The organism is Nakamurella sp. A5-74 (assembly GCF_040438885.1).
In the GTDB taxonomy this organism is placed as follows: Bacteria; Actinomycetota; Actinomycetes; order Mycobacteriales; family Nakamurellaceae; genus Nakamurella.
Window position 1 is genome coordinate 2398168 of record NZ_CP159218.1, and the last position, 25214, is coordinate 2423381.

Consider the following 25214-nt stretch of genomic DNA (forward strand, 5'->3'; position numbering starts at 1 on the left):
TGTCGGGTCACCGTCAGTGTCCTTGCTCTCCCAGGACAGCTTCGACGTCCCTCAGACCGAACCAGCCCTGAGCTGCGGCTCTCGCCGATTCGGTCAGCGAGGTATAGGGATACGGCGTGCCCCCGGCGCGACGGATCGTCCGGTCAAGGAAGTCACGGACGAGCCAGACGTCCTGTGGTGCAGCCCCGGAGACGCCCAAGGCCGACTGCACGCGCTCGAGGCTCATACCGAGGGCGTTCGCGATGGCGTCAGCGGACAACCCGGACAGCTCTGTGTTGCTGTGGAGTTCAGCACGCGTCGCCTCGCTCTGGTTGCGGTTCAACGACATCAGAGGTGCCCTTTCGACGCCGACAGAAGCTCGGATGATGAGGCGGTCTGCTTCCTGCATGCTGACGCCACCTGCTGCAGGCTGTGGATCCAGGTCTGCACCTGAGCAGCAGATGCTCCGGGTGACATCCCGGTCATTCGCAGTGCCATCGGCGGCAAATCCGGGCCCGTCTCCAGCAGGACCACGACGGTGGTCAGATCGTAGGTCCGGCCGGGGATCAGTTCCGGGGTGAAGTGCGCAGCGAGTTCGGACGTCGCCTGCCGTACAGCACGCTCCTGTCGGGGCAGTCTGTCGGACTGTTCGAACGCCGACAGCAACGCCTCGTGCCGTTGCAGTGCTTCGGGTGTCGCGGTCAGCAGGGAGTAGCCGCGGGTCTTCACCGCTGCCAGCAGCGCTTCGTTGAGCGCACGACGGTCCGGGTCCGCGTCCGGAGCTCGAAGGAGCCACTCCTGGATGTCTGATTCCGCAGCCTGGGCCATGAAGACAGCACCGAAGGGCGGGATGAGAGGTTGCCGGTGACCGAGCGGGAAGGACTCGGCCACGGTGCTGGCATTGGCGGCCAGCACTTGCACTGCGTCCCATCGGATCTGAGCCAGCACGCTGCAGTTGACAGCGAAAAGTTCGGCCAGTTCCTCCACCTGCGAACGGACCGACTCGGCGAACTGTGCGGCCTGGATCAGTTCCGGACCGGGTGCAGCGACGAACGAGCCTGGCGAGAATCGTCCGTAACCGCCCTGGAAGAACAGCAGCGGGAGAGTCGAACGCTGCACCGCGAACTCGTGCACCAGCCCCAGAACGACGAAGTGATCACCGGCTTCACGGATCTCCGCGTAGGTGCACTCGATCCAGGACACGGCCCCATCGAGGACCGGAGACCCGAGCGGACCAGGACGCCACTGCACACCGTCGAACTTCGCCGCCCCGCCGGTAGCCAACTGGCGGCACAGCGGTTCCTGATCCGAAGCGAAGACGTTGATGCAGAACGCCGGTGCGTTCCGCAGGATGGCGAAGCTGGCCGAGGTCTTCGTCGGGAAGAACGCGACCAGCGGCGGATCCATCGACACCGAAGAGAAGGTGCCGACGACCATGCCGGCCGGATTGCCGTCCTCGCCGATGGCCGTCACGACAGCCACACCGGTCGGGTAGTGACCCAGCGTCTCTCGGAACAGCCCCGCGTCGAATGCTGTCGTCATGTCGGCCTCCGTTGCCCTAAACCATGCGAATGGTTACGATGTTATCGTAGCCGCGAGGGCGCGACCAGAGCCAACCTGAACCCGGAGGGAGCGACCATGACTGTTGTCGTACCCGCGGGCGCCCGCGCCTCGGTCGATGACGGATCCGGTCGGTTCGAATTCCTGGTGGTCGGCGCGGGACCAGTCGGCCTCACCACCGCGATGCTGCTGGGCCGCAGAGGTCATCGCGTTCTGGTGGTGGAGCGGTGGCCTGTTCGCTACCCGCTGCCCCGGGCCTGCACGATCGATCACGAAGCACTCCGAATCCTGCAGTCCGCCGGTGTGATGCAGCACCACAACGATCTCTTCGAACCGTCCCGCGGCGAGCGAGGCGGCTACCAGATCCGTAACGGCGCCGGCGAACTGCTCCGGCAGATCAACTGGAACCGGCCGGCAGAGTCGGGATGGGCGAACACCAACGGCTTCTATCAACCCGACCTCGAGGCCGCGCTCGAGACCATGGCCGGCGAACTTCCGACCGTCGAGATCCGGCGCGGCTGCTCGGCGGTCGGAGTCGACCAGGACGACACCGGCGTCAACCTGACGATCCAGTCGACATCGGGAACGACCAGCCGGGTCCGCGGGAACTGGCTCATTGCCTGCGACGGAGCCAACAGCGCGATCCGCGGCCTGGTCGGACTCGAGAGCGCATCAGCCGACTTCGAAGCCGACTGGCTCGTCGTTGATTACCAGCCCATCGTGGACCGGGAGTGGGACGCGTTCGTCACCCAGTACTGCGATCCCGCACAACCTGCGACGGCAGTGAAGAGCGGACCCGGGCGCCGGCGGTTCGAGTTCATGCGCCGCCAGGACATCACGGTCGAGGAGCTCGGCAGACCCGAGACCGCATGGCGGTTGATGCAGCCCTGGAACGTCACCCCCGCCAATGCTCGACTGGAACGGCACGCTGTCTACACCTTCCGGGGTCGCTGGGCCGACGAATGGCGTCGGGGTCGGGTGCTGCTCGCCGGGGACGCCGCCCATCTGATGCCGCCGTTCCTCGGCCAGGGGCTGTGCGCCGGACTGCGCGACGCCAGCGCGCTGGCCTGGCGGCTGTCGATGATTGCCGACGGACAGGCGGCCCCGTCGGTGCTGGACAGCTACACCACCGAGCGCCGCGCTCATGTCCGCGAGATCATCGATGCAGCAATCGATATCGGGAAGGTCATCTGCGAGCTCGACCCGAAACGTGCCGCGCAGCGCGATGCACGGATGAAAGCCGAACTCGCCGACGAAACCGTCGAGCCGCCGCACCCTCGGCTCGGCCAACCCTCGCTCGCTCGGATCGGCGACGAGCATGCCGGCACGCTGTCCGTACAGGGTCGTGTCGAGGTTGACGGGCGGGCCGGGCTGTTCGACGAGATCACCGGCGGCAGTTGGCAGCTGATCGGCCTCGACATCGATCCCATGGTCCAGGTGGGCGAAGAGCTGAGGGAGTGGTTTGCAGAGATCGGCGGCACCTCAACCGCCGTCGGACGCCGCGGAGCGGTCCGCGATGTCGACGACACCTACCGGACATGGTTCGGGACCCATGACTGCCGGATCGTGTTGTCCCGCCCTGACTTCTACATCTACGGAACCGGCGATGAGAACGACGTCGCCGATCTTCTGGACGCCCTACGCGCCACACTCACCGGCCTTTCCGTCCCCACCCGTTCAGGAGCAGCTTCATGACCATGCGCGTCACCAGGATCGGCGATGCCGAACGTTTCCAGTCAGAAGGACACGACGGTGTGGGTCCCGTCCGGCTGCAGGGCGGCAGCGGTACCCCGACCAGCGACTTCACCGTGGCGCTGTCGCACTACCTGCCCGGAGCCACGGCGAACATGGCCCCACAGCCAGGGGAAACGGTGTACGTCCTGGTGTCGGGCGAGTTGGTCATGGTCAGTGACGGCATCGAGGAGACCCTCCAGCAGCACGACTCGGTGCACTTCACACCGGGAACGATGCGCTCCGTCGAGAACCGCACGAACCTGCCGGCTTCCATGCTGGTCATCCGGTCGAAGAACTGAGGAGCAGACATGCGCATCGTGGGAGTGGACGACGGCAGCGGGCAGGTGATGGTCGGCTCATTGAACTCGGACGACACGGAAGTAGTTGTCATCGCGGAGCTCGCCGAGTTCTGGGCGGCACCCGCGGACCATCTGACCCGTGACCTGAGGGACTCGGTTCGGATGCGAGCCCACGCGGTGCGGCTCGTGCCGCCGGTGCTCCCCGGGGCTCGTGTGGTGTGCATCGGGCTGAACTACGCAGACCATGTCGCCGAGGGCACCTTCAAGGACCAGGAACTGCCGGAGTACCCGACGCTGTTCGCTCGCTGGACGGCGTCGCTGACCGTCGATGGTGCACACGTTCCGGTGCCCGCAGGTGAGGACGGCCTGGACTGGGAGGGCGAGGTCGTCGCCTGGGTCGGGGCAACGCTCGTGGACGCGACTCCCGAGGAGGCACTGGCGGCCGTCGTCGGCTACTCGGCGTTCAACGACATCACCTCACGGAAGGCCCAGAAGCGAACCAGTCAGTGGATCATCGGCAAGAACGGTGACAACTCAGGTCCACTGGGCCCGATGGTCCCTGCCGGTGAGGTGGGAGATCTCCGCAACGGGCTGACGGTGCAGACCCGAGTCAACGGGACGATTGTCCAACACGGGAGCACTGCACAGATGATCTACGGCGTGGGCGAAACCCTCGCCCACATCTCGGAGCTGCTGACGCTGAACCCCGGGGACCTCCTGGCAACCGGAACACCGTCCGGAGTCGGCTATGCGCGCACTCCCCCGTGGTTGCTGCACCCAGGTGATGTCGTCGAAGTCGAGATCGACCGCCTGGGAACTCTGACCACCCATGTCGTCGACAACACGCACCGTCTTGCCTGACCTCTGTTGCCTGTCGGTCGGACATGTCGGCGGGCAGAGAGCTCCTCCGAACTCGAGCCACCGATTGAACCCGCCCCGGCTTGGCCGGCGGCTTCGTTCGACGGGACTAGGCGTTGCCGAGGTCCGCCTCGCCGGCTTGCCGCAGGGAGCTGCGGTCGAGAGCAGTGGGGTTGAGCGACAGGAGAACCCTGAGTAGGAAGTCCTTCAGATCGCTCACTTCGCTGTCATTGAGGCTCGCAACGAGACGCGCGTCGGCACTGGTGACCGCAGAGCTCGCTTGCCCAGCGACCATCAGGCCCTCGGGGGTGAGGAAGTTGCCGAGCACGCGTTGGTGAACCGGGTGGGGGCGTCGCTGCACCCACTCTCGCTCCAGTAGAGGACGCAGGGCCGTTTGGATGGACTGTGGCGCCAGGTTCACCCGCCGTGCGAGCTCAGCTGCGGAGATCCCCGGTTCGCGACCGGTGTGGATCAGAGCGCCGAACTGTGCAGCGGTGAGGTCGAAGGGTTCCAGTGCGGTCGTCAACTGTCGCCCTGCCAAGTGCGCGGTCTGCCACAACAGATAGCTGGACCGGTCTGCAGGATCGAAGAGCTCGGGTGACATCATGTCAGATAACTGATACATTAACAGGCATGGATGACATGTCGACAACAGTACCCAACCAGGAGGCCGAGCGCCACAACGCCCATGAGGCGAGCGGCACGGCTCGGCTCCCGGTCAACATTCGGGCCGTGCTCATCCCTGTCCTGGTGGGTCTGATGATCGGCGGTCTGTTCGTCGGCGTGTTCCTCTCGGCCTTCCATGACCCCAAGCCGCACGGGTTGCCCGTAGCCGTCGTGGCGCCCGCATCGGTGGTCTCAACCGTGCAGTCCCAAGCCGCGGCCGCGGACAACGCGTTGGACGTGCTCGCCTACCCCGACCGCACTGCCGCGCTCAATGCCGTGCTCGACCGCACGGTCCTGGGTGCCTTCGTGGTCGGGCCGCAAGGTCCCGAACTGCTCATCGCAGGAGCGAACGGCCCCTCGGTCACCCAGACGCTGCAAGGAGCATTCGGCGCCGCGGCCCAAGCCTCCGGGAAGCCCCTGAACACGTCCGACGTCAGTCCCCTCAGCAGTGGTGACTCCCGCGCCTTGTCCATTTTCTACGGCGCCTTCGGCGTCGTCCTGGCTGCGTTCCTTTTCGCCCTGACCAGCATGCAGATCGGGTCGGCACTGGCTGCGGGGTGGCGGGCGCTCAGCGCCGCAGTCTTCGCTGTCGGCATTGGTGTTGTCGTCGCCGTGCTGATCCAACCGATCTTCGGAGCCCTGCCGGCGCCGTTCCTGACGACCACCGCCCTCGTCGCACTGCTTGCTCTCGCGATCGCCGCCACCACAGCTGCGCTGCTGAAAGTGTTCGGGTCCGCCGGTACGTTCATCGCCTCCGTTCTGCTGCTCGTGCTCGGCAACGCCACCAGCACCGGCATCCTCCCGGCGCAGTTCCTACCGGGGTGGCTGGAGCCATTGGCACCCGTACTGCCGGTCGGCGTTGCGGTACGAGCCTTGCGAGGAGCGGCATATTTCGCCAACGACGGGCTGGTGAGCGGACTGCTCATCCTGACCGCTTGGACCGTGGGAGCAGGGCTGGTGTTCACCGTCGCCGCCCGCCGGCAGCTTCGAAGCCAGCAGGCACTCGATGGCAGGCATGCAGCGGTAGTGGCATGAGAGTCCCTCAACCATGGCGCCAGACAGATCAGTGCCAAGTACTGACCTTCCACCAAAGCCCACGACCCGATTGAAGGCCCTCGAGCCTTCCCGGGGTGCCGCTCTCGCGGCGGCGGTCGGAGGATTGGAACAAGCACGGGGAGGTGGTGGCTGATGTCTCGAAACGCGGATGCACCCGCCGCCGCCGTGAGCCGCGTCAAGGTCATCGCGGCCGCCGTTCTCGGTGCCCTGCTGGTCCTCGAGGGCATCTTCGCCGCGCCGTACATCGCACACGCGATGGTGGTTCTCGGGGCGCCGGACATGCGCTACCTGGCGTTCGCGGTGCTGGCCGAGGTCGCCTCGATGGGATTCTTCGCCCGCGTACAGCGACGCATGCTGTTCGCCGGCGGAACGCGGGTGTCGATGCGCCACATGATCGCGCTCACCTACGCGGCCAACGCCGTGAGCGTCAGTCTTCCCGCCGGCACGGTCCTGGGCTCCGGTTACACCTTCAGACGCATGCGGGTTCTGGGTGCCACCGTCCCCGCCGTCAGCTTCACGCTGCTGTCCTCCGGAATCCTGAGCACAGTGACGTTCGCATTGCTCGGTGTGGTGTCCGCTGTCCTTGCCGGCGGTGTCGCGCTCGGTTCAGTGATGGTCGTCGCGGTCGCGGCTACGGCTGAAGTCGTGGTGATCTTCCTGCGGCGCCACCATGGGGGCGAGGTGGTCGCCCGCCTCACCCCACGGGCACTTCATCTGGTCAACCGGATCAGGCACCGCGCTCCGGAAACTGGACTGGCCGCGCTGCGAAAGACGATGAGCGACCTCGCCGCCATCCGGCCACGCGGGCGGGACTGGCTCGCCGGTACAGGGTTCGCAGGGTTGAACTGGGTCACCGACCTGGCGTGCCTTGTCGCCTGTTGCTACGCGGTCAGCGCAGACCCGTGGTCCCTGTCGTTGCTGACAGTGGCCTACCTCGCCGGGATGGGCGCATCCAGCCTGTCCCTGCTTGCGGGAGGACTGGGAGTCGTCGAAGCCGCGATGATCTTCACCCTCACACAGGGTGGAGTGAACACTGCGTCAGCGACGGCAGGAGTGCTGCTGTACCGCCTGATCAGTTTCGCGTTCATCGTGGCACTTGGCTGGGCAGTATGGGCAGCAACCGGAATCGCCGACCGGCGCGCCCATCGACGGAGCGCGTCAACCACCTCGCTCGGGAGCGGCGCGTGATCGTCGCTGCTGGTCAGGGTCAGATGCGTCGGGTTGCTCAGCACCAAGGCCTGGAGCTGTGCGATATCCGCACGCGTCCCGCCGACCGTCGGGGCCGGATCGGCTGCTCAATCGCGGAAGTCGATGAGGTCATCAGATTAGGGTGAAACAAAAGAATCGCTGCTGCGCTTCCAGAGAACATATCCCATGGGCACACATAGCGATTTCCATGGGCATCTGGCACCCGTTTTTGCAGGCCGAGCGTGGTGTCCGGAGGGGGACTTGAACCCCGGGCGTCGCTTTCGGACACGTGTGGTCACTGTGTCCGGTTGGGACCTGACGGGTTCGGCCGGAACCAGTGGTGGGCGTTCATCGGCTACGCGGTGCGGCGGACTGCACCAACTGCAGTCGATCGTGGTTCCGTCGGTCGACGCTACTCAGCACGAACTTGCGGAACGCGGTTGCCCACAGCACTGCGCTGGCCGCCGCGACGGCGCCGCGGGGGCTCATTGATGCTGGGTGTTCGGCCGCTACCACGGGTCGGCGTCCGAGTACCCCGGAACGGGAACGGGGGCTGCTGCACAGTCGGACGACGGCTGAATTCAGGTTGTCCTGAGAGTTCTCGGTTCTCTCCTGCCTGTGTCGCTGCAGTCAGTCTGCCAACCTAGACACCGCTGGCGGCCAGGGCTCCTCGTCGATCTCGACGTAGGGGTCACGGTGCGGGTCGCCGCGCGAGGCGCTCTCGCACTTATCCCTTGGGTGCCGATCTCGGCTGCAACCCAGGCCCGAGTTACCACCGCTTTCGTGCCACCTGTTCAAGATGTCGACCGAGTCCGGTGCAGGGCGGCTGGCGCGCTTAAGTCCTTGTGGGCGGCAATCCGGGAGCCCGCGCACCACCGTTGACTCGATCGCGAACCACATGGGGGGCCGGGCGCGCGTCGACCGTGCTGCACGACGTAGACATCTACGGCACGAAGTGCTCCCTGCAGCGCACTGTCAGTGGTCGCCATCCGAGACCCAGATGCCCGAGGCCAGAAAGCCGCACCTGGCAGGCTGGCCAGCCCGCGGAGTCCTCGGCGTGCGCTGTCCCGAGCCGCTGGGTCGCCCGGCATACCGGGCCATTCGTCACGGGAACGCGCTGGATGGCGGACGATCGACATCATGACGCCGCAGAAGGTCCTGATCATCGACGACGACCGGGCGATCAGGGTGTCGCTCCGCCGCGCGCTGACGCTCGAGGGGTACGAGGTCGCCGAGGCTCCCGATGGCGTGCAGGGGATGCTGGCTGCGCGCGAGCGCTCTACCGACGCGATCATTCTGGACGTCATGATGCCTGGTATCGACGGCATCGGTGTATGCCGCCTGTTGCGCGCCGAGCAGGTGACGACGCCAATCCTAATGCTGACCGCACGCGTCGAGACCGGTGACAGGGTCGCCGGATTGGATGCCGGCGCCGACGATTACCTGCCAAAGCCGTTCGAGCTCGACGAGCTGTTGGCGAGGCTGCGGGCGCTGGTACGCCGCAGCCGCATCTCTGGGGACGCCAACCAGGAGGCCGAGCTGCAGTGGTCGTTGCTGCGGATCTCACCTGACCGCCGCCAGGCATGGTGGGCGGATTTGGAACTCTCCTTGTCCAAGACCGAGTTCGATCTGCTGGAGCTGCTGGTGCGCAACGCGGGCCAAGTACTGCCGCACCGGGTGATCTACGAACGTATCTGGGGATATGACTTCGGACCCGACTCCAACAACCTGGCCGTCTACATCAGTTATCTGCGGCGCAAACTGCTCGATGCCGGAGCGCCGGATCTGATCCGCACTGTGCGCGGCATCGGCTACGGGCTGAGCAGGCCGTCATGAGCGCGCCTGCGTGGGTCTCGACGAGCTTGCGACGCCGGCTGGTGATCGCATTCACCGGCCTGGTCGTGATGGCGGTCGTACTGGTGGGCGGGATCAGCTACTTCGCAGCGGTGGACGCTTACAACGATGAGCTGGACCGTGCGCTTGTCTCCGCAGCCACAACGATCGCCGACGGCGGGACCGTCGCCACCTCGAGTCCGGACGGCCGTGCCGGGCTGGCACCGGTCGACGCCGACTCCACCGGACCGATCATCTCCGCTGCCCAGAATCTCAGCCCCGACGGAGCCGTGACACCGGCAGCGGGCTCGATCGAGCTCCCGGTGACCCGGGAGTCCCTTCAGCTCGCTGCCGCGGGGCCCGCGGGCGACACACGGTACGACGAGGTCGGCGCCGGTGGCGCCGAGTACCGGGTCTACACCGTGGCCGGCGGCCCCGGTCGGGGAGCGCTCCAAGTGGCCCGCAACCTGGCGCGGGCCGACGAGGTTCTCACCAGGATCGCCGTCGTCACACTGCTCGCCGGACTGGGCGTGATCGTTCTGGCCGTGGTTGCCGGCTCGTGGATCGCGCGGCACATCAGCCGTCGATTGGCGGCGCTGTCCGCGGCAGCCGAGAAGGTCGCCCGCACGGGCGATCTCAGCATTCCCATCGAAGCTGTCGGGCATGACGAGGTCGGCAGCCTCGGCACTTCGCTGCGCACCATGCTGACCAGGCTCCGCGCGTCCCAGAACGCCCAGCAGGAGCTCGTCCAGAACGCCGGTCACGAACTCCGCACCCCGATCACCAGCCTGCGGACGAATGCGCGCGTGTTGCGCAGACTCGACGAGCTCTCCGTCGCCGAGCGGAGTGAGCTGCTCGACGATGTCGACACTGAGCTGAGGGAGCTGACCGGGTTGGTGAATGAACTCATCGAGCTGGCTACAGCCACCCGGGAACCCGAAGTGCAGCAGTCGGTTCGACTGTCCACGATGATCGAGCGGGTCGCCGACCGAACCCGCCGCCGCACCGGCCGCACCGTCACCACGACTTCTGCCGGCCAGGGCACGGACGTCACCACGGACACGGTCGTCGCGGCGCCGCACGCCCTCGAACGGGCGATCACCAACCTCGTCGACAACGCCGCGAAGTTCGACCGCGGAGAGCATCCGATCCTTCTCACGACCTCACTGGATCACGCTGGGGCGCAGACGATCGAGGTCGCTGATCGTGGTCCGGGCGTTCCGCCGGAGGACCTGGAGCGGATCTTCGACCGGTTCCACCGCACCGACACCGCGCGCAGTCTTCCCGGATCGGGCTTGGGCCTGGCCATCGTCCGCGAAATCGCGGAACAGCATCACGGCACCGTGCGGGCCTGCAACCGTGCCGGTGGCGGTCTGACGGTGTCGATCACCTTGCCCGCGCGCTCGCCCGCCGGATGACCTGGGTCCGCCGGGCCCACACGGGAATCAGGCCTGTGCGACAAGCGATCGACGTACCTGTGCGGACCTGATCGGCAACCAGACCGCCAGCGCCATGATGGCCATCGCCAGCGGGATGTGCACGACGGTGAGCGTGTCCTTGCTGTCATCGCGGATGAGCCCACCCAAGTACGACTCCAGAACCAGCACCAGGGTCAACACTGCGCCACCGATCCACAGGCTGCGCGCCGAGCGCACCCGCCACAGGACCAACACCGTCGCCAGTGCCGACAGCACGATGGCGATGTCGGCACCCCTGGCGTGCACGTCGATCCACCCCTGGTAGTCGTCCCGCGAACCGTCATGGGCCAGGAAGATGCCCGCCCACACTCCCTGCAGCACAACGAGCAGGCCGGCCAGCCCGGTCAGTGCTCCGAAAGTGATCAGTTCCCGACGACGGTTCTGCATGGGATCTCCTCTGTGCATGGCAATGGTGCGCCGTGACCGACGCACCGCAGCCAAGTGTCGCGACCGAGTCTCAGAGTTTCCTCAGAACCTGGTGTGCGCGGGGCCGCTGGTTCAGAGCCGGCTCTGAGACTCCTTCGTCATGCTGGGGCCAACGAACAAGGACGGAGTGATCCAGGTGACCGCAGTCCCCGCTGGACCGATCACCGAACAACGGTCCTTGGCGCGCTATCCGGACGTGAGCGGTGCACGCCGGCGCCGATGGATCGGCGACCTGGTCGGCTCCGTCGCCGTTGCCGGACTGGCCGCCGTGGTTGCCCTGTGGGTGCACGACGGTGGTGTCCAGGCGATGCACGATTCCGCCGGGATCCTCACCGGGGCAGGGCGTCTCACCGGTCTGGTCGCGTCGTACCTGCTGTTGCTGCAGGTGGTGATGATGGCCCGCATCCCGTGGGTGGAGGGCATCTGGGGACAGGACACCCTGGTCCGGCGTCACCGGCTGATCGGCTTCCTGTCGTTCCATCTGATGATCGTCCACATCGTGACGATCACCATCGGCTACGCCGCCACGGGCAGGACGGGCTTCTGGGCCGAACTGGTGACGCTCGTGCTGGACTCTCCCGGCATGCTGCTCGCCACCGCGGGCACGCTGGCCCTTGTGCTGGTCGTTGTCACCTCGATCCGCGCGGCTCGCCGGTCGATGCGCTACGAGTCCTGGCACCTGATCCACCTGTACGCCTATGTCGGAGTCGCGCTGGCGCTGCCCCATCAGCTGTGGACCGGCGCCGATTTCACCGCCTCGCCTCTCGCGACGGTCTTCTGGTGGTCGGTGTGGGGCCTGGCGATCGGCTCGATCCTGTTGTGGCGCGTCGGTCATCCGTTCTTCCTCAGCTTGCGTCATCGACTGGTGGTCGAGCAGGTGGTCGGTGAGAGCTCTGACGTGATCTCCATCGTCATGCGCGGCCACCGACTGGACCGCTGGGGGTTGCGGGCTGGTCAGTACTGCCAGTGGCGATTCCTCGGCGCTCCCGGCTGGACCCGCGCCCACCCCGTCACGGTGTCTGCGGCGCCAACCCCGCACCACGTCCGGATCACCATGCGCCTGGCCGGCGACGGCACCCGGGACAAGGCAGCCGTCCCGGTGGGCAGCCGAGTGCTCGTGGAGGGCGGCCACGGCCGCATGACGGCGCACCGCAGGACCCAGCGGGACGTGCTGATGATCGCCGCCGGCGTCGGGGTCACCACGATGCGAGGCCTAGCCGAGGAGATCATCGGCGAGCGACCCACCGACGGTCCCGGTGGGGTTCACTCGCCCTCAGTGGCGATCATCCACCGCATCGCCGGCCCGGAGCAGATGCTCTTCGGTCGGGAGTTCGCCGCCCTGGCGGCGCGCGGGAACCTGCTGGTACTGGCGGCGACGGGCCATCGGCACCCGGAGCTGTCGGGTTGGTGGGGTGGCACCGCCCGGGTCGATCCGGCGATGGCCGTCCGCATGTTCGTGCCGGACGTCGCCGACCGCGAGGTGTACCTGTGCGGACCGACAGCCTGGATGGCCGAGGTACGCACCACCGTGCTCGCACTCGGCGTGAGCGCCCGGTGCATCCACACCGAAGAATTCTCCACCTGAGCAGAAAGGTCTGATCCCGATGAGACGCATCACTTTCGCACTGATGAGCACACTCGCCGCGCTCGTGCTGCTGCTGTCCTACCGCACCAGTTCCGGCGACGGTGGAATGACGGCAGCCACGGTCGTCTCCCCTGCCCGCATCGTGGCCCAGGCACCGATGATCACCGCGAGCACCGGACCCGACCCGCTGTCCACCCCGAGCGGGACGAATCACCCGGTGAACCGGACGTCCGTAGCCCCCCGGACCACGCCTTCCAGCACCACCAGATCCGCACGCCCGAGGTCGGCACCGTCGAGCAGTTCGGCCCCCCGGACCTCCACGGCACCGACCACCCCCACCACAGCTGCGCCTGTCACCGTCCAGGGGTCCACCGAGATGACGCAGTACGGCGCAGTTCAGGTACAGGTCACTATCGCCGGTCACACGATCACCGACGTGACAGCGCTCGCCTACCCGAACGGGGGCGGCCGAGACCAGGAGATCAACTCCTACGCCGTTCCTGACCTGCAGAACCAGGTTCTCAAGGCCCAGAGCGCACAAGTGCAAGGGGTCAGCGGGGCGACCTACACGACACAGGGGTTCCTCGCATCGGTGCAGTCGGCTCTGGATGCCGCCGGGTTCCACGCGTGAGGAATCTCCATGTTCGCTCGTGGAACCAACTGGGTTTGCCGTTCTCCCTGCACGTCCGCGATGCTCCCGCTGAGGTGGTGGATGCAGCGGTGGGTCGGATGCGCACTCTCCTCGAGCGGGTCGACCGGGTGTTCAGCACCTACCGCCCAGTCAGCGACGTGATTCGCGTGCGAGCCGGGACACCGGTCGAGGACGTCGATCCGGACGTCGCCCTCGTCCTGCAACTGGCAGCTACCGCTCACCGGATCACCGGCGGCCTGTTCGACGTGCGGGAGGGGGCCGAGCTCGACCCGTCCGGAGTGGTGAAGGGCTGGGCAACGGGAGCTGCATTCGCCGACAGCGGGCTCGGCGCTTTCCCTGGTTACCTGAACGCCGGTGGGGATTTGGCCGTGAACGGTGGTCCCTGGCGGATTGGCATCGAGCATCCTGCAGACCCGACCGGTCTGCTGACGGTGCTGGCGGTCACCGGCGGCGCCGTGGCAACCTCTGGTTCCGCTCACCGCGGCAGTCATCTCTGGGATCCCCGCACCGGTCAACCGGTGATGAATCCGTGGCAAGCAACTGTTGTCGGCCCGGAGCTGGTCTGGGCCGACATCCTTGCCACTGCTGCTGCGGTCGCTGGACCGGAAACCCTGGATGTCACCAGCTGGCCGGCGGACTACGAGGTGCTGCTCTGCTCGAGCACAGGCGAGGTGCGCACATCGCGCGGCTTCGAAAGGTGGATCGCTCCAGACATCGGATCGCTGTCGTCCGCTGAGCTGGGAGTCGGGCCCGAATCCGGCAGCTGAGGGACTTACGACAGACATTATCCGCTCCGGAAACAGGTGTGTCTGGCCTGATTCGACCTACGAGACTTGCCCGACTGGTTGACCATGCGATCGAACTGACCCACCCTGCCCACAATGCTCCACCGGGTGATCGACGGGCACGCCGGTGCCGGGATGCCCACCCACGGTTGCTGCCGGATTCTGAGATCGAGCCGGGCAAGACCACCATGGAGCAGAAACGCACAGCCACGACACAGACGTACCTGCGATGCCGTGGCTGACCGGACTGATCCGCGAGGTGCCCGCCTGCTGCGGCACTGACGGCTACCGCCGAGCAGATGACGGCGATCGGCGTCAAGTGCAGTGCCGACTGCCAGTGATGAGCGCTCATTGGCTACGCGGGTGGTTGGACTGCACTCTCGGCAGTCGATCGTTGCTCCGTCGGTCGACACTACGCAGCACCAACTTGCGGAGCTCAGCTGCCCACACCACGGTGCTGGCCATCGCGACGGCGCTCAGCCACTGCGTCCAGCTGAGAGGTGCGGTGCTGAAGGCGGAGTTGAGGAACGGGATGTGCACAACAGCGACCTGGAGCACCACTGATCCGCCGAGGGCGATCCACAGCCAGCGGTTGACGAACAGGTGGCTGAAGGCGCTGGCCGTCTCGGATCTGGCGTTGAGGCAGTTGAACAGCTGGGCCAGGACCAGCTCGGTGAACCCGGCGGTGCGTGCCGTGGCGAGGTCGTCGGTGCCTTCGATGAGTCCCCCGGGCACGTTCAGGTCGATGGTTGTCAGGGTGGCTACGGCCATCACCAGACCGAGGGTGACGACGCCGATCCACATCCGGGCATCGATGACGCGCTCGTCGAGTCGCCGGGGGCGTCGGGCCATGACGTCTTCTGTCTCGGGATCCATGCCCATGGCCAACGCGGGGGCAGAGTCGGTGACGAGGTTGATCCACAGGATCTGGGTGGCCAACAGAGGCAGGACCAACGCTGTGCCGCCGTCTGACAGGCCGATGACGCCGGCGAGGACGACGCCCAGGAACACGGTGAGGACCTCACCCATGTTGGACGACAACAGGTAACGAAGGAATTTGCGAATGTTGTCGAAGATGCCGCGACCTTCGCGGACGGAGTCGGAGTGGGCGGCGATGGCGCGGGTGGCGCAGCTGCTCGGGGTCGGTACTCCGGAGACGGTGCGGAAGTGGGTTCGCCGCTCGGAGGTCGACGCTGGCGCCAGGCCAGGTACGACGTCGGAGGAGTCGGCGGAGGTGCGTCGGCTCAAGCGTGAGAACGCGGAGTTGAAGCGGGCGAACGCGATCTTGAAGGCGGCGTCAACTTTCTTCGCGGCCGAGCTCGACCGGCCTTCCCGGTGATCGCTGAGTCATCCGTACCCACGCCGGCCGGCGTGATGGGGATGGCCTGCGCTGGGGTGTCGAGCCGATCTGCAGGGTGCTCACCGAGCACGGCATGCAGGTCGCCCCGTCGTCGTACTACGAATATATGGCCCGCCGGCCGTCGCCCCGGATCTTGCGGGATGCGTTGTTGTCCAACGAGATCCGCCGGGTTCATCGGGAAAACTATGCGGTGTACGGGGCCCGGAAGGTGTGGTTGCAGCTCAACCGGGAAGGCATCCCGGTCGCCAGGTGCACGGTGGAGCGGCTGATGCGCGATGCGGGCCTGGCCGGCGCGGTCCGCGGGAAGGTCAAGCGCACGACGATCCCGGACCCCACAGCGCAGCGGCCGGAGGATCTGGTGCAGCGCCGCTTCACCCCGGCAGTGCCGGACCGGCTGTGGGTTGCCGACATCACCTACGTGTCGACGTGGTCGGGGTGGGTGTACGTGGCGTTCGTGACCGATGCGTTCGCCCGACGGATCCTGGGCTGGCGGGCCGGGACGTGCATGTCGACGCAGCTGGTGCTGGATGCGTTGGAGCAGGCGGTGTGGACCCGGCAGCACGCAGGTCGGGACGTCGGATCTGTTGTGGCACATAGCGACAGGGGCTCGCAGTACACGTCCATTCGCTGTTCGGAGCGGCTGGCGGAGGCTGGTATTGCTGGGTCGGTGGGGTCGGTGGGCGACTCCTACGACAACGCGCTGGCTGAGACGATGAACGGCTTGTACAAGACCGAGTTGATCAAACCGCGTGGGCCGTGGCGCGGTTCGGACGCCGTGGAGATGGCCACTGCGGAGTGGGTCGATTGGTTCAACTATCGCCGGCTGCACTCCTACAACTTCGACCTTCCACCCGTCGAGATGGAGGAGCATCACTACGCTGCACTTGGGACCCAGCAGCCCGCTGAGGTTCCCGTTTGAGGAAGCCTCCGGACTAGCCGGGGCGGTTCAGCACTACTCTGATCCATGCTCGTGGCCTTCGCTGCTGGACGTTGTGAGAGACCAACAGCATGCGCGGGCCACGAGCCCTACCTCAGAGCGCCCCGGTCAACGTCCAAGAGCCCACATGCCCGCACCCTTCGCAGCGGTAACGCCGCACCCAGACCAGCAGCACCGTCGGGCGCCAACCCATCGGCTCGTGCGCCAACCGGCGAGTCACGCTGTCCCGCAACACTCCTGGGCGGCCGCACCGCCGGCAGGTTCGGTCATCGGCTGTGACCCAGCACTCCAACACAACCCGGCCCGGCTCTATGAACTGGCCGACCACGCGCAGACCGAGACCATCCAGCCGGGCGAACGTGGTCACATCAGGGGTCGTGAAAGTAGAGTCGGGCATCGTCGAGGTCTTCCTGCTGGACTGGTGTGAGAACCTCCATCATCGGAAGACCTCGACACCCACCAGCAGCCACCCCCGGGCGTCGCCGGTCAGTCAGGACCTACACCGTCGATTGCGAAGAGCCGGTTTACTCTCCAGTCGCTGTACGAAGCCGCACTGAGCCATGCGCTTGTCAAACTTCAGTCATGAACCGGAGACAGGTGCCTGATTCACCCACCGCGGCCCTCTGCAAGCGACCCCGGACCACCGTGATCGCCAGGAACGTCGACCCACGGCTGACGGCCGATGGCGAGAACCCTCCACGGGTCGAACACATCGTGTCGAGCAAGCATCACCCACAGGATTGGATCCTGAATGACGTACTCCGCGAACACCTGCCCGCCGACATCGGTCTCGATGAGTTTGAAGTAGCAGAGGAAATCCGGGCGTTCGAGATCGGGATGGCGGCCCTGTGCCAATGAGTGTCCTTCGATCATCAGGGGGACGGCTGTGTAGTCGCCCCAGTGAGCAGGGTCGTAGCTCAGCTTTCTGAGAATCTCGAGAGATTCTGGATGATCGAACAGGACTAGTGAAGCGTGCCAGAGGGCGACAACACCCTCCGGCGTCAGAGCATCTGGTGTACCGCCGGGGAAAAACGCCTCGCTCAGCTCTTCCGGAGACTTGAACTCGATCGGCATGGGCATGTCCAACGCGGTCACCTGTTTCGGAGGGGTCTCCCCTGCGCCGGCCAATGCCGAAAGCTCCGCAGCGAATTGCGGGACATTGCGCGCCAGCGCAAGGTGAAACTGTTCTACGGTCACAGACGGTGCTCTCAAACGTCGGCGCTGCTGGTCCACCGCTTCGAAGACACCGACTGGGTCCGCGTCAAACAGTTCGAGCGTGAAGTCGTCTGGATGGATGACGGTGATCCCGTAGGGCAGCAACGCGTCGACCGGGAAGTCCTTCAGATTCTCGGTGACGATGTGGGTTGCGCCAGCCACGACGGCGGCGGCGGCCGCAACGTGCTTGTCCTTCTCGTGAACGGTCATGGCATCGACGAGCTGGACGGGCGGTTCTGCCACGGCCCACGGGAACGCCTTCTGCATCAATTCGATCCGGCGGGCCGCGCGTTCGGGACTCACACCCAACTTGCCGAGATTGCGCCGGGTCTCGTCCAACAACTCGGCCGACCAGGTCGGCTCGAAGTGTCCACCCTCGGCCAGGTGCAGCAACGTGTCGGCCAACGGCATGGGGATCAGCACACAAGCATCTAGTGTCCCGCGCCAGTAATGCGTTGCAATAGCCGTCCGAGGGAGTTGAGGATCTCGTCGGCGCTTTTGGTCCAGATGAACGGTCTGGGTTTGGTGTTCCAATCCTTGATCCAGGTGCGGATGTCGGCTTCCAGTTGCGCAACGGTGTCGTGGTGGCTGCGTTGCAGCAGGTCCCCGGTGACGTAGGCGAAGAAGCGTTCGACCTGATTGATCCAGCTGGAATAGGTTGGGGTGTAGTGCATGTGGAACCTTGGATGCTCGGTGAGCCAAGTTTTGATCGCCGGCGACTTGTGCGTGCCGTAGTTGTCGCAGACCAGGTGCACGGCCAGATCTGCCGGCACTTCGGCGTCGATCTTGGTGAGGAACTTCTTGAACTCGATGGTTCGGTGCCGACGGTGCAGGCTGGAGATGACGGTGCCGTCTGCGGTGTTGAACGCCGCGAACAGGCTCGTAGTGCCGTTGCGAACGTAGTCATGGGTGCGTTTCTCGGGCATGTCGGGCATCATCGGGAACGCCGGTTGCGACCTGCCCAGGGCCTGGACCTGCGATTTCTCGTCCACGCACAGCACCACCGCAGCCTCCGGCGGGTTCAGATACAGACCGATGACGTCGTAGACCTTGGCGACGAATTGCGGGTCGTTGGACAGTTTGAACCCGTCGGCGCGGTGTGGTTTGAGCTCGAACGCCTTCCAGATCCGCCCGATCGTCGACTTCGACAGACCCGAACGTTCGGCCATCTTCGACCTCGACCAGTGGGTGGCATGCTTGGGGGTGGACTCCAAGGTGGCGACCACGACGTCCTCGATCTGCTCGGCGGTGATCGTGGGCGGCTTGCCGGGCCTGGGGTCGTCCACCAAACCGTCCAGCCGGGACTCGACGAACCGAGCCCGCCACTTGCCCACCGTGGGCTTGGCAACCCGCTCCTGCGCAGCCACTTCAGTGTTGTTCAGCCCAGATGCGCAGGCCAACACGATCCGCGAGCGCAACGCCAGAGCCTGCGAAGACTTCGCCCGCCGAGCCCACCGCCGCAACTGCTCAGACTCTTCCCCGGTCAACTCCAGCAGCGCCATCGGGCGACCCCTCGTCATACCCAAATTCTACCCGCTGACAACGGATTACTGGCGCAGGACACTAGTACCGCGCGCACCTTCACGATGATGTCGTCAGCGGACAGCGGACTCGTCGTCCGCTGACGCAGTCTCCAGGTAGTACTGGGCGCTGTCCTTCATCAACTCGTCGAGGGCCTCAGCTGTCTGCTGCCTGCTGCGCTGCTGGTAGGCGACGAGGTCGGCAAGCTGGATGCGACGGTGCCGTCCAGGCGTCACGAACGGGATCTCCCCCGCCTCGAGGATCTTGACGATCGTCGGCCTGGAAACACCCAAGATGTCTGCAGCCTGCTGAGTGGTCAGCAGCGTTGCAGTCGGCAGGATCGTCACCGCCTGATCCCTGGCCAGTGCCGCCAGCGCCTGACTGAGCACGTCGACCACCTCGCTCGGCAGCGGCGCGTGGTCGTCACCGCTCGTCAGGGTCAGATGCGTCGGGTTACTCAACACCAAGGCTTGGAGGTGAGTGATCTCCGCACGCGAGCCGCCAACGGTCGGCGGCAAGACCGGCTGCTCAGTCGAAGTAGTGGGCGAAGCCATGACACCACGCTAAGCGAAAGAATCGAAACCTGCTAGATCGACGACCACAGCACCTTGGCGCGAGCCGATTGGCGTTCATCGAACCCGTCTCGCGCCCACAGCTTGTCTCTCAACCGTCAAGCTTATTCGGAGCTTGAGGCCGAAACTGCAAGAGAGCTGCGATCTCATGGGCCAAATCCCCGATCCCATGGGCCACAATAGCCTATAACCGCAGGTCGAAGTAGTGTCCGGAGGGGGACTTGAACCCCCACGCCCTTGCGGGCACTAGCACCTCAAGCTAGCGCGTCTGCCATTCCGCCACCCGGACTCAGGTGTCGCACCCGTTGCCGAGCGACCTGTCGATGCTACTCGATCGGTGAGGATGGTCAGAACACGGCGAGCGCCCTCGCTGCCCATGCGCCGGCGTTCGCCGGTCAACCTTCGACGTCCGCCAGGTGGTGCTGGATGTCGTGCCAGAAGTACTGCGCGAACGTCCGTACGGTGAACTCCGATCCGTTGCTGCGGACGCCGCGGTGGTTCCACAGCTCACCCTGCACGGAGTCGAAGCGGTCCGCCAGGGTGCCGGCCGCGTCCGCGAACCGGGCAGCCGTCGCGGACGGGTCCTGCTCGCCGTACCTGGCCGCCAGCGCTGTCTCGTCCTGGTCCCAGTTCGAGAACTCGGCGCCGTCCTGCGCGAGCATGGCCCGCAGGCGTTCGTCGAACAGCACGCACACGTCGACCACGTGGCAGCCGTACTCGAGCGGTGACCACACCTCAGGACGCGGACGTCGACGTGCCTCCTCGCGCTGCAGCACGGCCGCCCATCGCGGGACCGCGCTCCGCAGCAACTCGCCCACCTGCGCGGGGGATTGCGCAGCCGGATCGAATCCGCACGCCGGGCACGGCTGTGTCAGGACCCAGGTCCAGTCCTTGTCGTCGGGTTCGATGTCGGCGCGTTCGGTCTCGTCGGGTTCGGTGTCGGCGGGTTCGGTGTCGGCGGGTTCGGTGTCGGCGGACCGCGTCACGGGACTCCTCGGGAGTGTGGGCCGGCACAGTGGACACTGCCCGCGAACAGGCACAGGATCTGCATCATGCCCGACATCATCATCACCGGCGACAGCCCCGCTTCCCCGCTGTACAACCAAGGCACGCGGGCAGGTGGGTTCATCTGGACGTCGGGGATGGCCGGAATCGACGCCGCGACCGGGGCGATCGCGGGACCGACCATCCGGGAACAGACCCGGCAGTCGATCATCAACTGCGCTGCGATCCTGGCCGCGGCGGGAGCATCGCTCGCCGACGTCGTCGAGGTCGGGGTACTGCTCGCAGATCCGAACGACTTCGCCGGCCTCAACGAGGAGTGGACGGCGGCGTTCCCCGAGAACCCGCCCACCCGCTCCGTGGCCAAGCTGGGGGCCGTCATCCCCGGCGTGCTCGTCTCGATCCGGATGACTGCGTACCACCCGGCCTGAGCAGCGATCAGATCGACATCACCTGCTCCCGCGCACTGCACCCGCCGGCAGCAGGGCGTGCACTCCCCAGACCTGGTTCGCCACCTGCGTGACCCGCAGATCGACGACGGCACTCGCGAGTGCCAGCGCGGCGGGAGTATCAAGGCAATGGAGCACGCCGATCCACCCGAGCATTGCCTCCAGGGCCTGCGCCGTCGCCTCGTTCAGATCTGCATCGAATCCGAAGGTGATCCGCCCGGCCGGTGTCTCGGCATGGATCTCGGGGATCACCGGGTCACTCACCACGTCGACGATGACGGTGGTGGTCATGGGGCACTCGATGGCCGTCCCACCCACCTCGCCGTCGCCCTGCCGGGCGTGACCGTCGCCGAGGGTCAGCAGCGCACCGGGGACGTTGATCGGCAGGTACAGCACCGAACCCGCACCCAGACTGCGGCAGTCGATGTTGCCGCCGCTGGCGGCCCGGGGCGGCACGGTCAAGTGTTCGCCCGGTTCCGCCGGCGCCGTACCCATCACGCCCAGGAACGGATCGAGCGCCACCCGGTGGCCGTACTGATCGGTGGCCGTGTCAGCTCCGATGTCGAGGTCCCACAACAACCAGCTCGGCGCGGCATCCGCCAGACCCAGCCGACGGTTGAGCCAGTTGTCGCGGGCAGCAGCGAGGGTCCAGCCCCAGGGGCCCGGGTGCACCGACTGGATCGACAGCGCCAGCATCGACCCGGGCTCGGCGCCGCGGACAGCGATCGGACCCGTGAGGCAATGACCCCGTTGGTCATCGAACATCCGCGGCCGGGCCTCGCCGGGCGTCTGCTGGCGCTCCAGGTATCCGGACGCGTCCAGCGACCCGACAACGATCGTGTCGCCCGGATCCACCGTCAGCACCGGCGGAGTGTCGCGGGAGAAGTGATCGGTCGTGGTCGCAGGCGTGGGCCCGATCCGATGCACGCTCACCGCTGCGTCCCGGTCAGTTCTCCGGCCAGGATTCGTCGATCACGTGCACGGCAGCTTCTTCGGCGGTGGCACCCGCCCCGTCAATGCCGACGTCGTCGGCGACGGCGTCCTTCTCGATGTCGTTGATGCCGTCGGACTCGTCGTCGGTGAGTCGTCCGGCGCGGCGGTCACCCGCGCCGTAGGAGTCGTCCATGCCGTCCACGTCGGCGTCGGAGATCTCCGGCTCCTCCTCGGCGAGGCGTTCGTCGAGGGTCTCCCCCGCCTCTTCCTCTGCCTGGGTGGGGACGTTGACCGACGGCTCGCGGTCGGGCGGTGAGTAACCCTCGTCGAGCAGGTCCTCCACGCCGCGATCCAGCAGCTGATCCTCCTGGGTCAACTGCTCGGACACCCCGTCGCCGGCAGCGCCCTCGCTGCCCGGCTCGAAGTTGTCGGTCGTCCCGTAGCCCTCGTCGGCCATCGCCACTCATCTCCTCGCATGCTCTCATCTACCTGGTGCGGCAGTCGTTACCAGTCTGCCTGGTGCCCCGTTCACGCGGAATTCGCCCTCGCCGACGAGCGGTCATCCGCCACCTGTGACAGCGTCGTCTGGGCCCGCATCCGGGCAATCACCCCGACGAAAGGTGTTCGGACGTGCTCCGTACAGCCTCGCCTCTGTCCCGCCGTGCCGCCGTCGTCAGCTGTGCCGTCGGACTCGCGCTGACGCTCACACCGACGGCCCAGGCGGCCGCGGGGCCAGGACACACGGCCGCGCCGGCAGCCGGCATCGCGCACCGTGGACACGACGCGCCGACGGTGCGCTTCGCGACCTACAACGCGAGCCTCAACCGCAACGCTGCCGGCGAACTCTCCAGAGATCTCGCCGACCGTGACAACGCCCAGGCGGCCGCGGTGGCCGAGGTGATCCAGCGGGAACGGCCGGACGTGCTGCTGATCAACGAGTTCGACTACGTGGCGGACGGTTCGGCAGTCCGTGACTTCAGCCGGAACTACCTGCAGATTCCGCACCACGGCGCGAAGCCGATCGACTACCGCTACAGCTGGACCGCCCAAGTCAACACCGGTGTGCCCAGCGGATTCGACCTGAACAACAACGGCACCGTCGGCGGCGGCGGCGACGCGTTCGGTTTCGGCCTGTTCCCCGGCCAGTACGGGATGGTCGTGTACTCCAAGTATCCGATCGACAGCCGCAACATCCGGACGTTCCAGAAGTTCCTGTGGAAGGACATGCCCGGTGCGCTGCTCCCGGACGACCCGGCCACCGCAGCGCCCCGTGACTGGTACTCACCGCAGGAGCAGGCGGTGCTGCGACTCTCCAGCAAATCGCACTGGGACCTACCGGTCCGCATCGGCCGCAACACCGTGCACGTGCTCGTCTCGCACCCGACACCGCCGAGTTTCGACGGCGCGGAAGATCGCAACGGCACTCGCAACCACGACGAGATCCGGCTGTGGGCCGACTACATCACCGGCGGGCGTAGGGCCGGCTACCTCTACGACGATCGCGGACGTCGCGGTGGTCTGCGGCCCGGGTCCTCATTCGTGATCATGGGCGATCAGAACAGCGATCCGCGGGACGGCGACTCGGTCCCGGGCGCGATCCAGCAACTGCTCGACAACCCGCGCCTGACCGACCCGGAGCCGCAGTCCGCCGGTGGCCCCGAGGCAGCGACCCTGCAGGGCGGCGCCAACGCCGCCCACCTCAGCGACCCACGCTACGACACCGCGGACTTCTCGGACGTCCCCGGTCCCGGCAACCTGCGCGCCGACTACGTGCTGCCCTCGAAGTCGTTGCGCATCAAGGGGTCCGGGATCTTCTGGCCCACTACGACGGATCCGCTGTACCGCCTCACCGGCGCGTTCCCGTTCCCGACCAGCGATCACCGCTCGGTGTGGGTGGACGTGGCGGTCGGGCGTCAGCAGGGCTGTTGATCTGACGGGGTCTCGTCGCGCTCGTTCCTCGCTCTTGCTCCCTGTCCTGAGGGAGGAACGAGTCGAAGGAGACCACCGGGGGTCCGGTGATCGAGCGACGCCGGACTGGTGCCGGCTACCAGGCGCCGAAGAGCAAGAGCAGCAGAGCGAGCAGGTCGAAGCCCATGGCCACCGCCATGGTGATCAGCGACAGCAACACCAGGCCGAGCAGACCGGACACCTTCGGGATGCTCGTCAAGGGCGTGGTGCGGGTGGTGGACACCCGCTCCGGCCCGACGATCGCGCGGCGGCGGAACTCCAGCATCCCGGCGACGACGACCCCGATCACGGCGATGACGAAGGCGAGCACCCTGCCGCCACCGGAATCGATGGCGAAGCCGAGCAGTCCGCTCACCAACGACGGGATCAGCACCAGGATCGCCAACCAGCGCAACGGTGTCGTCAACAGCTGCCGCACGTCACGCCCACCGGACAGGGAACTGAGCGTGGTGAACAATCCGAACACGCCGGCCCTGCCACCGGCGCCACCGAATCCGGCGGGTCCGTCGAGCACCTCACCCTCCAGCAGCGTCGGTTCTTCGAACGGACGGGTGGGAAGAGCACGGTCCGGAACACCATTGTCGGCCCGCGATCCTTCGGGAACTGCGGACGACCCTGGTGCACTCACGGCATTCACTCCCCGCTGTCGGTACCTCCGCCGGTGCGGATGCCCTGGCCTTCGACGATAGCGGTGATCGCCGCGAGCGCTTCGAGATGACGGATCTCGAGCCGGTCGATGAGCAGTTCCCGCACATCCTTCACGTGCATCGGAGCGGCCGCCCTGATGCTTCGCGCACCTTCCGGGGTGAGGCTGACCTCGGAGCGCCGGCCGTCGAGTCTGCTGGTGCGACGCCGCAGGAGGCCGCGCTTCTGCATCCGGGTGAGCTGGTGCGACATCCGGCTGGCCTCCCAGTCGGTGGCCGCCAGGAGCTCACTGACCGGCATGGTCCCGGATTCGACCTCGCTCAGCGCGACGAGGACGTCGTAGTCCGCGATCGACAATCCTGAGTGGTGCGCCAGTCGCCGTCCGAGCTCCGCCATCAGCGGTCCGCGCAGGATCAACGCTGCGCGCCAGGCCTGCTGTTCCAGGACGGACAGCCACGCCGGATCGTGATCCGCCACCGGCGGAGCGAGTCCGGGCTCACCGTTCGTCACCGC

General features: G+C 66.5%; 24 protein-coding genes, 1 tRNA gene and 3 pseudogenes. 13 read left to right on the forward strand and 15 right to left on the reverse strand.

Going from position 1 to position 25214, the window contains the following annotated elements; all coding sequences use genetic code 11:
* Positions 1-13 precede the first annotated feature (13 nt).
* Both ABLG96_RS10985 and ABLG96_RS10990 read right to left on the reverse strand, forming a co-directional pair.
* Entirely contained in the window at positions 14-388 is a 375-nt protein-coding gene (locus tag ABLG96_RS10985; protein ID WP_353647435.1) for a DUF2316 family protein, read from the reverse strand.
* Positions 328-1521 (reverse strand): flavin reductase family protein, encoded by a 1194-nt coding sequence (locus tag ABLG96_RS10990; protein ID WP_353647436.1) that lies wholly within the window; start codon positions 1519-1521, stop codon positions 328-330. Before ABLG96_RS10990 ends, ABLG96_RS10985 begins: the two co-directional genes overlap by 61 nt.
* On the opposite strand from ABLG96_RS10990, the gene ABLG96_RS10995 reads away from it, so the two are divergent.
* Genes ABLG96_RS10995 through ABLG96_RS11005 form a run of 3 tightly spaced genes read left to right on the forward strand, consistent with a single transcriptional unit; the run spans position 1474 to position 4433 of the window.
* Positions 1474-3234, forward strand: coding sequence for a bifunctional 3-(3-hydroxy-phenyl)propionate/3-hydroxycinnamic acid hydroxylase (locus tag ABLG96_RS10995; protein ID WP_353647437.1), 1761 nt, complete (start codon positions 1474-1476; stop codon positions 3232-3234). The genes ABLG96_RS10990 and ABLG96_RS10995 overlap by 48 nt on opposite strands.
* Positions 3231-3572: a cupin domain-containing protein gene (locus tag ABLG96_RS11000; protein WP_353647438.1), complete on the forward strand. Its 342-nt coding sequence runs from the start codon at positions 3231-3233 to the stop codon at positions 3570-3572. The genes ABLG96_RS10995 and ABLG96_RS11000 overlap by 4 nt, the downstream gene beginning before the upstream one ends.
* A gap of 9 nt (positions 3573-3581) precedes the next feature.
* On the forward strand, positions 3582-4433 hold the full coding sequence (locus ABLG96_RS11005; RefSeq protein ID WP_353647439.1) for a fumarylacetoacetate hydrolase family protein: 852 nt from the start codon (positions 3582-3584) through the stop codon (positions 4431-4433).
* Positions 4434-4539: 106 nt separating this feature from the next.
* On the opposite strand, the gene ABLG96_RS11010 is transcribed toward ABLG96_RS11005, so the two are convergent.
* The gene (locus tag ABLG96_RS11010) at positions 4540-5037 is read right to left on the reverse strand and encodes a MarR family transcriptional regulator (RefSeq protein WP_353647440.1); all 498 of its coding nucleotides are present in this window, start codon (positions 5035-5037) and stop codon (positions 4540-4542) included.
* A 35-nt stretch (positions 5038-5072) separates the two neighbouring features.
* Between ABLG96_RS11010 and ABLG96_RS11015 the strand changes: the two genes are divergently transcribed.
* From ABLG96_RS11015 to ABLG96_RS11030, 4 genes are all read left to right on the forward strand, one after another.
* A complete protein-coding gene (locus ABLG96_RS11015; RefSeq protein ID WP_353647441.1) occupies positions 5073-6131 on the forward strand; it encodes an ABC transporter permease in 1059 nt (352 codons plus the stop codon).
* A gap of 153 nt (positions 6132-6284) precedes the next feature.
* Complete coding sequence (locus tag ABLG96_RS11020) at positions 6285-7340, forward strand: YbhN family protein (protein ID WP_353647442.1); 1056 nt, start codon at positions 6285-6287, stop codon at positions 7338-7340.
* Positions 7341-8480: 1140 nt separating this feature from the next.
* Positions 8481-9176 carry a response regulator transcription factor gene (locus ABLG96_RS11025; protein WP_353647443.1) on the forward strand — a complete coding sequence of 232 codons (696 nt, stop codon included), beginning with the start codon at positions 8481-8483 and terminating at the stop codon, positions 9174-9176.
* The gene (locus ABLG96_RS11030) at positions 9173-10591 is read left to right on the forward strand and encodes a HAMP domain-containing sensor histidine kinase (protein WP_353647444.1); all 1419 of its coding nucleotides are present in this window, start codon (positions 9173-9175) and stop codon (positions 10589-10591) included. Before ABLG96_RS11025 ends, ABLG96_RS11030 begins: the two co-directional genes overlap by 4 nt.
* A 27-nt stretch (positions 10592-10618) precedes the next feature.
* On the opposite strand, the gene ABLG96_RS11035 is transcribed toward ABLG96_RS11030, so the two are convergent.
* Positions 10619-11038: a hypothetical protein gene (locus tag ABLG96_RS11035; RefSeq protein ID WP_353647445.1), complete on the reverse strand. Its 420-nt coding sequence runs from the start codon at positions 11036-11038 to the stop codon at positions 10619-10621.
* A 139-nt stretch (positions 11039-11177) separates the two neighbouring features.
* Here ABLG96_RS11035 and ABLG96_RS11040 point away from each other — a divergent pair, with 139 nt between their 5' ends.
* From ABLG96_RS11040 to ABLG96_RS11050, 3 genes are all read left to right on the forward strand, one after another.
* Positions 11178-12662, forward strand: coding sequence for a ferredoxin reductase family protein (locus ABLG96_RS11040; RefSeq protein WP_353647446.1), 1485 nt, complete (start codon positions 11178-11180; stop codon positions 12660-12662).
* Between the two features lie 19 nt (positions 12663-12681).
* Positions 12682-13293 carry an FMN-binding protein gene (locus tag ABLG96_RS11045; protein ID WP_353647447.1) on the forward strand — a complete coding sequence of 204 codons (612 nt, stop codon included), beginning with the start codon at positions 12682-12684 and terminating at the stop codon, positions 13291-13293.
* A 98-nt stretch (positions 13294-13391) separates the two neighbouring features.
* On the forward strand, positions 13392-14081 hold the full coding sequence (locus ABLG96_RS11050; RefSeq protein WP_353647448.1) for an FAD:protein FMN transferase: 690 nt from the start codon (positions 13392-13394) through the stop codon (positions 14079-14081).
* A gap of 366 nt (positions 14082-14447) precedes the next feature.
* On the opposite strand, the pseudogene ABLG96_RS11055 reads toward ABLG96_RS11050, so the two are convergent.
* Positions 14448-15200 (reverse strand): annotated as a pseudogene (locus tag ABLG96_RS11055) (cation-translocating P-type ATPase); the annotation flags it as partial.
* On the opposite strand from ABLG96_RS11055, the pseudogene ABLG96_RS11060 reads away from it, so the two are divergent.
* A pseudogene (locus ABLG96_RS11060) lies at positions 15163-16378 on the forward strand (IS3 family transposase). The pseudogenes ABLG96_RS11055 and ABLG96_RS11060 sit on opposite strands and share 38 nt — an antisense overlap.
* A 142-nt stretch (positions 16379-16520) precedes the next feature.
* Here the strand turns inward: ABLG96_RS11060 and ABLG96_RS11065 are convergent.
* The 6 genes and pseudogenes from ABLG96_RS11065 to ABLG96_RS11090 form a co-directional block, all read right to left on the reverse strand.
* Positions 16521-16793 (reverse strand): annotated as a pseudogene (locus tag ABLG96_RS11065) (ISL3 family transposase); the annotation flags it as partial.
* Between the two features lie 209 nt (positions 16794-17002).
* The gene (locus ABLG96_RS11070) at positions 17003-18034 is read right to left on the reverse strand and encodes a PIN domain-containing protein (RefSeq protein ID WP_353647449.1); all 1032 of its coding nucleotides are present in this window, start codon (positions 18032-18034) and stop codon (positions 17003-17005) included.
* An 8-nt stretch (positions 18035-18042) separates the two neighbouring features.
* Positions 18043-19131: an IS630 family transposase gene (locus ABLG96_RS11075; RefSeq protein ID WP_353647450.1), complete on the reverse strand. Its 1089-nt coding sequence runs from the start codon at positions 19129-19131 to the stop codon at positions 18043-18045.
* 75 nt (positions 19132-19206) lie between these two features.
* Positions 19207-19593, reverse strand: a complete 387-nt coding sequence (locus tag ABLG96_RS11080) for a helix-turn-helix domain-containing protein (RefSeq protein WP_353647451.1) — start codon at positions 19591-19593, stop codon at positions 19207-19209.
* A gap of 317 nt (positions 19594-19910) precedes the next feature.
* Positions 19911-19993, reverse strand: a tRNA-Leu gene (locus tag ABLG96_RS11085).
* A gap of 106 nt (positions 19994-20099) precedes the next feature.
* The gene (locus tag ABLG96_RS11090) at positions 20100-20612 is read right to left on the reverse strand and encodes a DinB family protein (protein ID WP_353651469.1); all 513 of its coding nucleotides are present in this window, start codon (positions 20610-20612) and stop codon (positions 20100-20102) included.
* A 144-nt stretch (positions 20613-20756) separates the two neighbouring features.
* On the opposite strand from ABLG96_RS11090, the gene ABLG96_RS11095 reads away from it, so the two are divergent.
* The gene (locus ABLG96_RS11095) at positions 20757-21137 is read left to right on the forward strand and encodes a Rid family hydrolase (protein WP_353647452.1); all 381 of its coding nucleotides are present in this window, start codon (positions 20757-20759) and stop codon (positions 21135-21137) included.
* 18 nt (positions 21138-21155) lie between these two features.
* Here the strand turns inward: ABLG96_RS11095 and ABLG96_RS11100 are convergent, their stop codons facing one another.
* Both ABLG96_RS11100 and ABLG96_RS11105 read right to left on the reverse strand, forming a co-directional pair.
* On the reverse strand, positions 21156-22088 hold the full coding sequence (locus ABLG96_RS11100; RefSeq protein ID WP_353647453.1) for an acetamidase/formamidase family protein: 933 nt from the start codon (positions 22086-22088) through the stop codon (positions 21156-21158).
* Positions 22089-22101: 13 nt separating this feature from the next.
* Positions 22102-22545 (reverse strand): DUF5709 domain-containing protein, encoded by a 444-nt coding sequence (locus ABLG96_RS11105; RefSeq protein ID WP_353647454.1) that lies wholly within the window; start codon positions 22543-22545, stop codon positions 22102-22104.
* 305 nt (positions 22546-22850) lie between these two features.
* Between ABLG96_RS11105 and ABLG96_RS11110 the strand changes: the two genes are divergently transcribed.
* Positions 22851-24017: an endonuclease/exonuclease/phosphatase family protein gene (locus ABLG96_RS11110; RefSeq protein ID WP_353651470.1), complete on the forward strand. Its 1167-nt coding sequence runs from the start codon at positions 22851-22853 to the stop codon at positions 24015-24017.
* A 115-nt stretch (positions 24018-24132) separates the two neighbouring features.
* On the opposite strand, the gene ABLG96_RS11115 is transcribed toward ABLG96_RS11110, so the two are convergent.
* Positions 24133-24684, reverse strand: coding sequence for a hypothetical protein (locus tag ABLG96_RS11115; RefSeq protein WP_353647455.1), 552 nt, complete (start codon positions 24682-24684; stop codon positions 24133-24135).
* A gap of 5 nt (positions 24685-24689) precedes the next feature.
* Positions 24690-25211: a MarR family winged helix-turn-helix transcriptional regulator gene (locus tag ABLG96_RS11120; RefSeq protein ID WP_353647456.1), complete on the reverse strand. Its 522-nt coding sequence runs from the start codon at positions 25209-25211 to the stop codon at positions 24690-24692.
* Between the last annotated feature and the right edge of the window lie 3 nt (positions 25212-25214).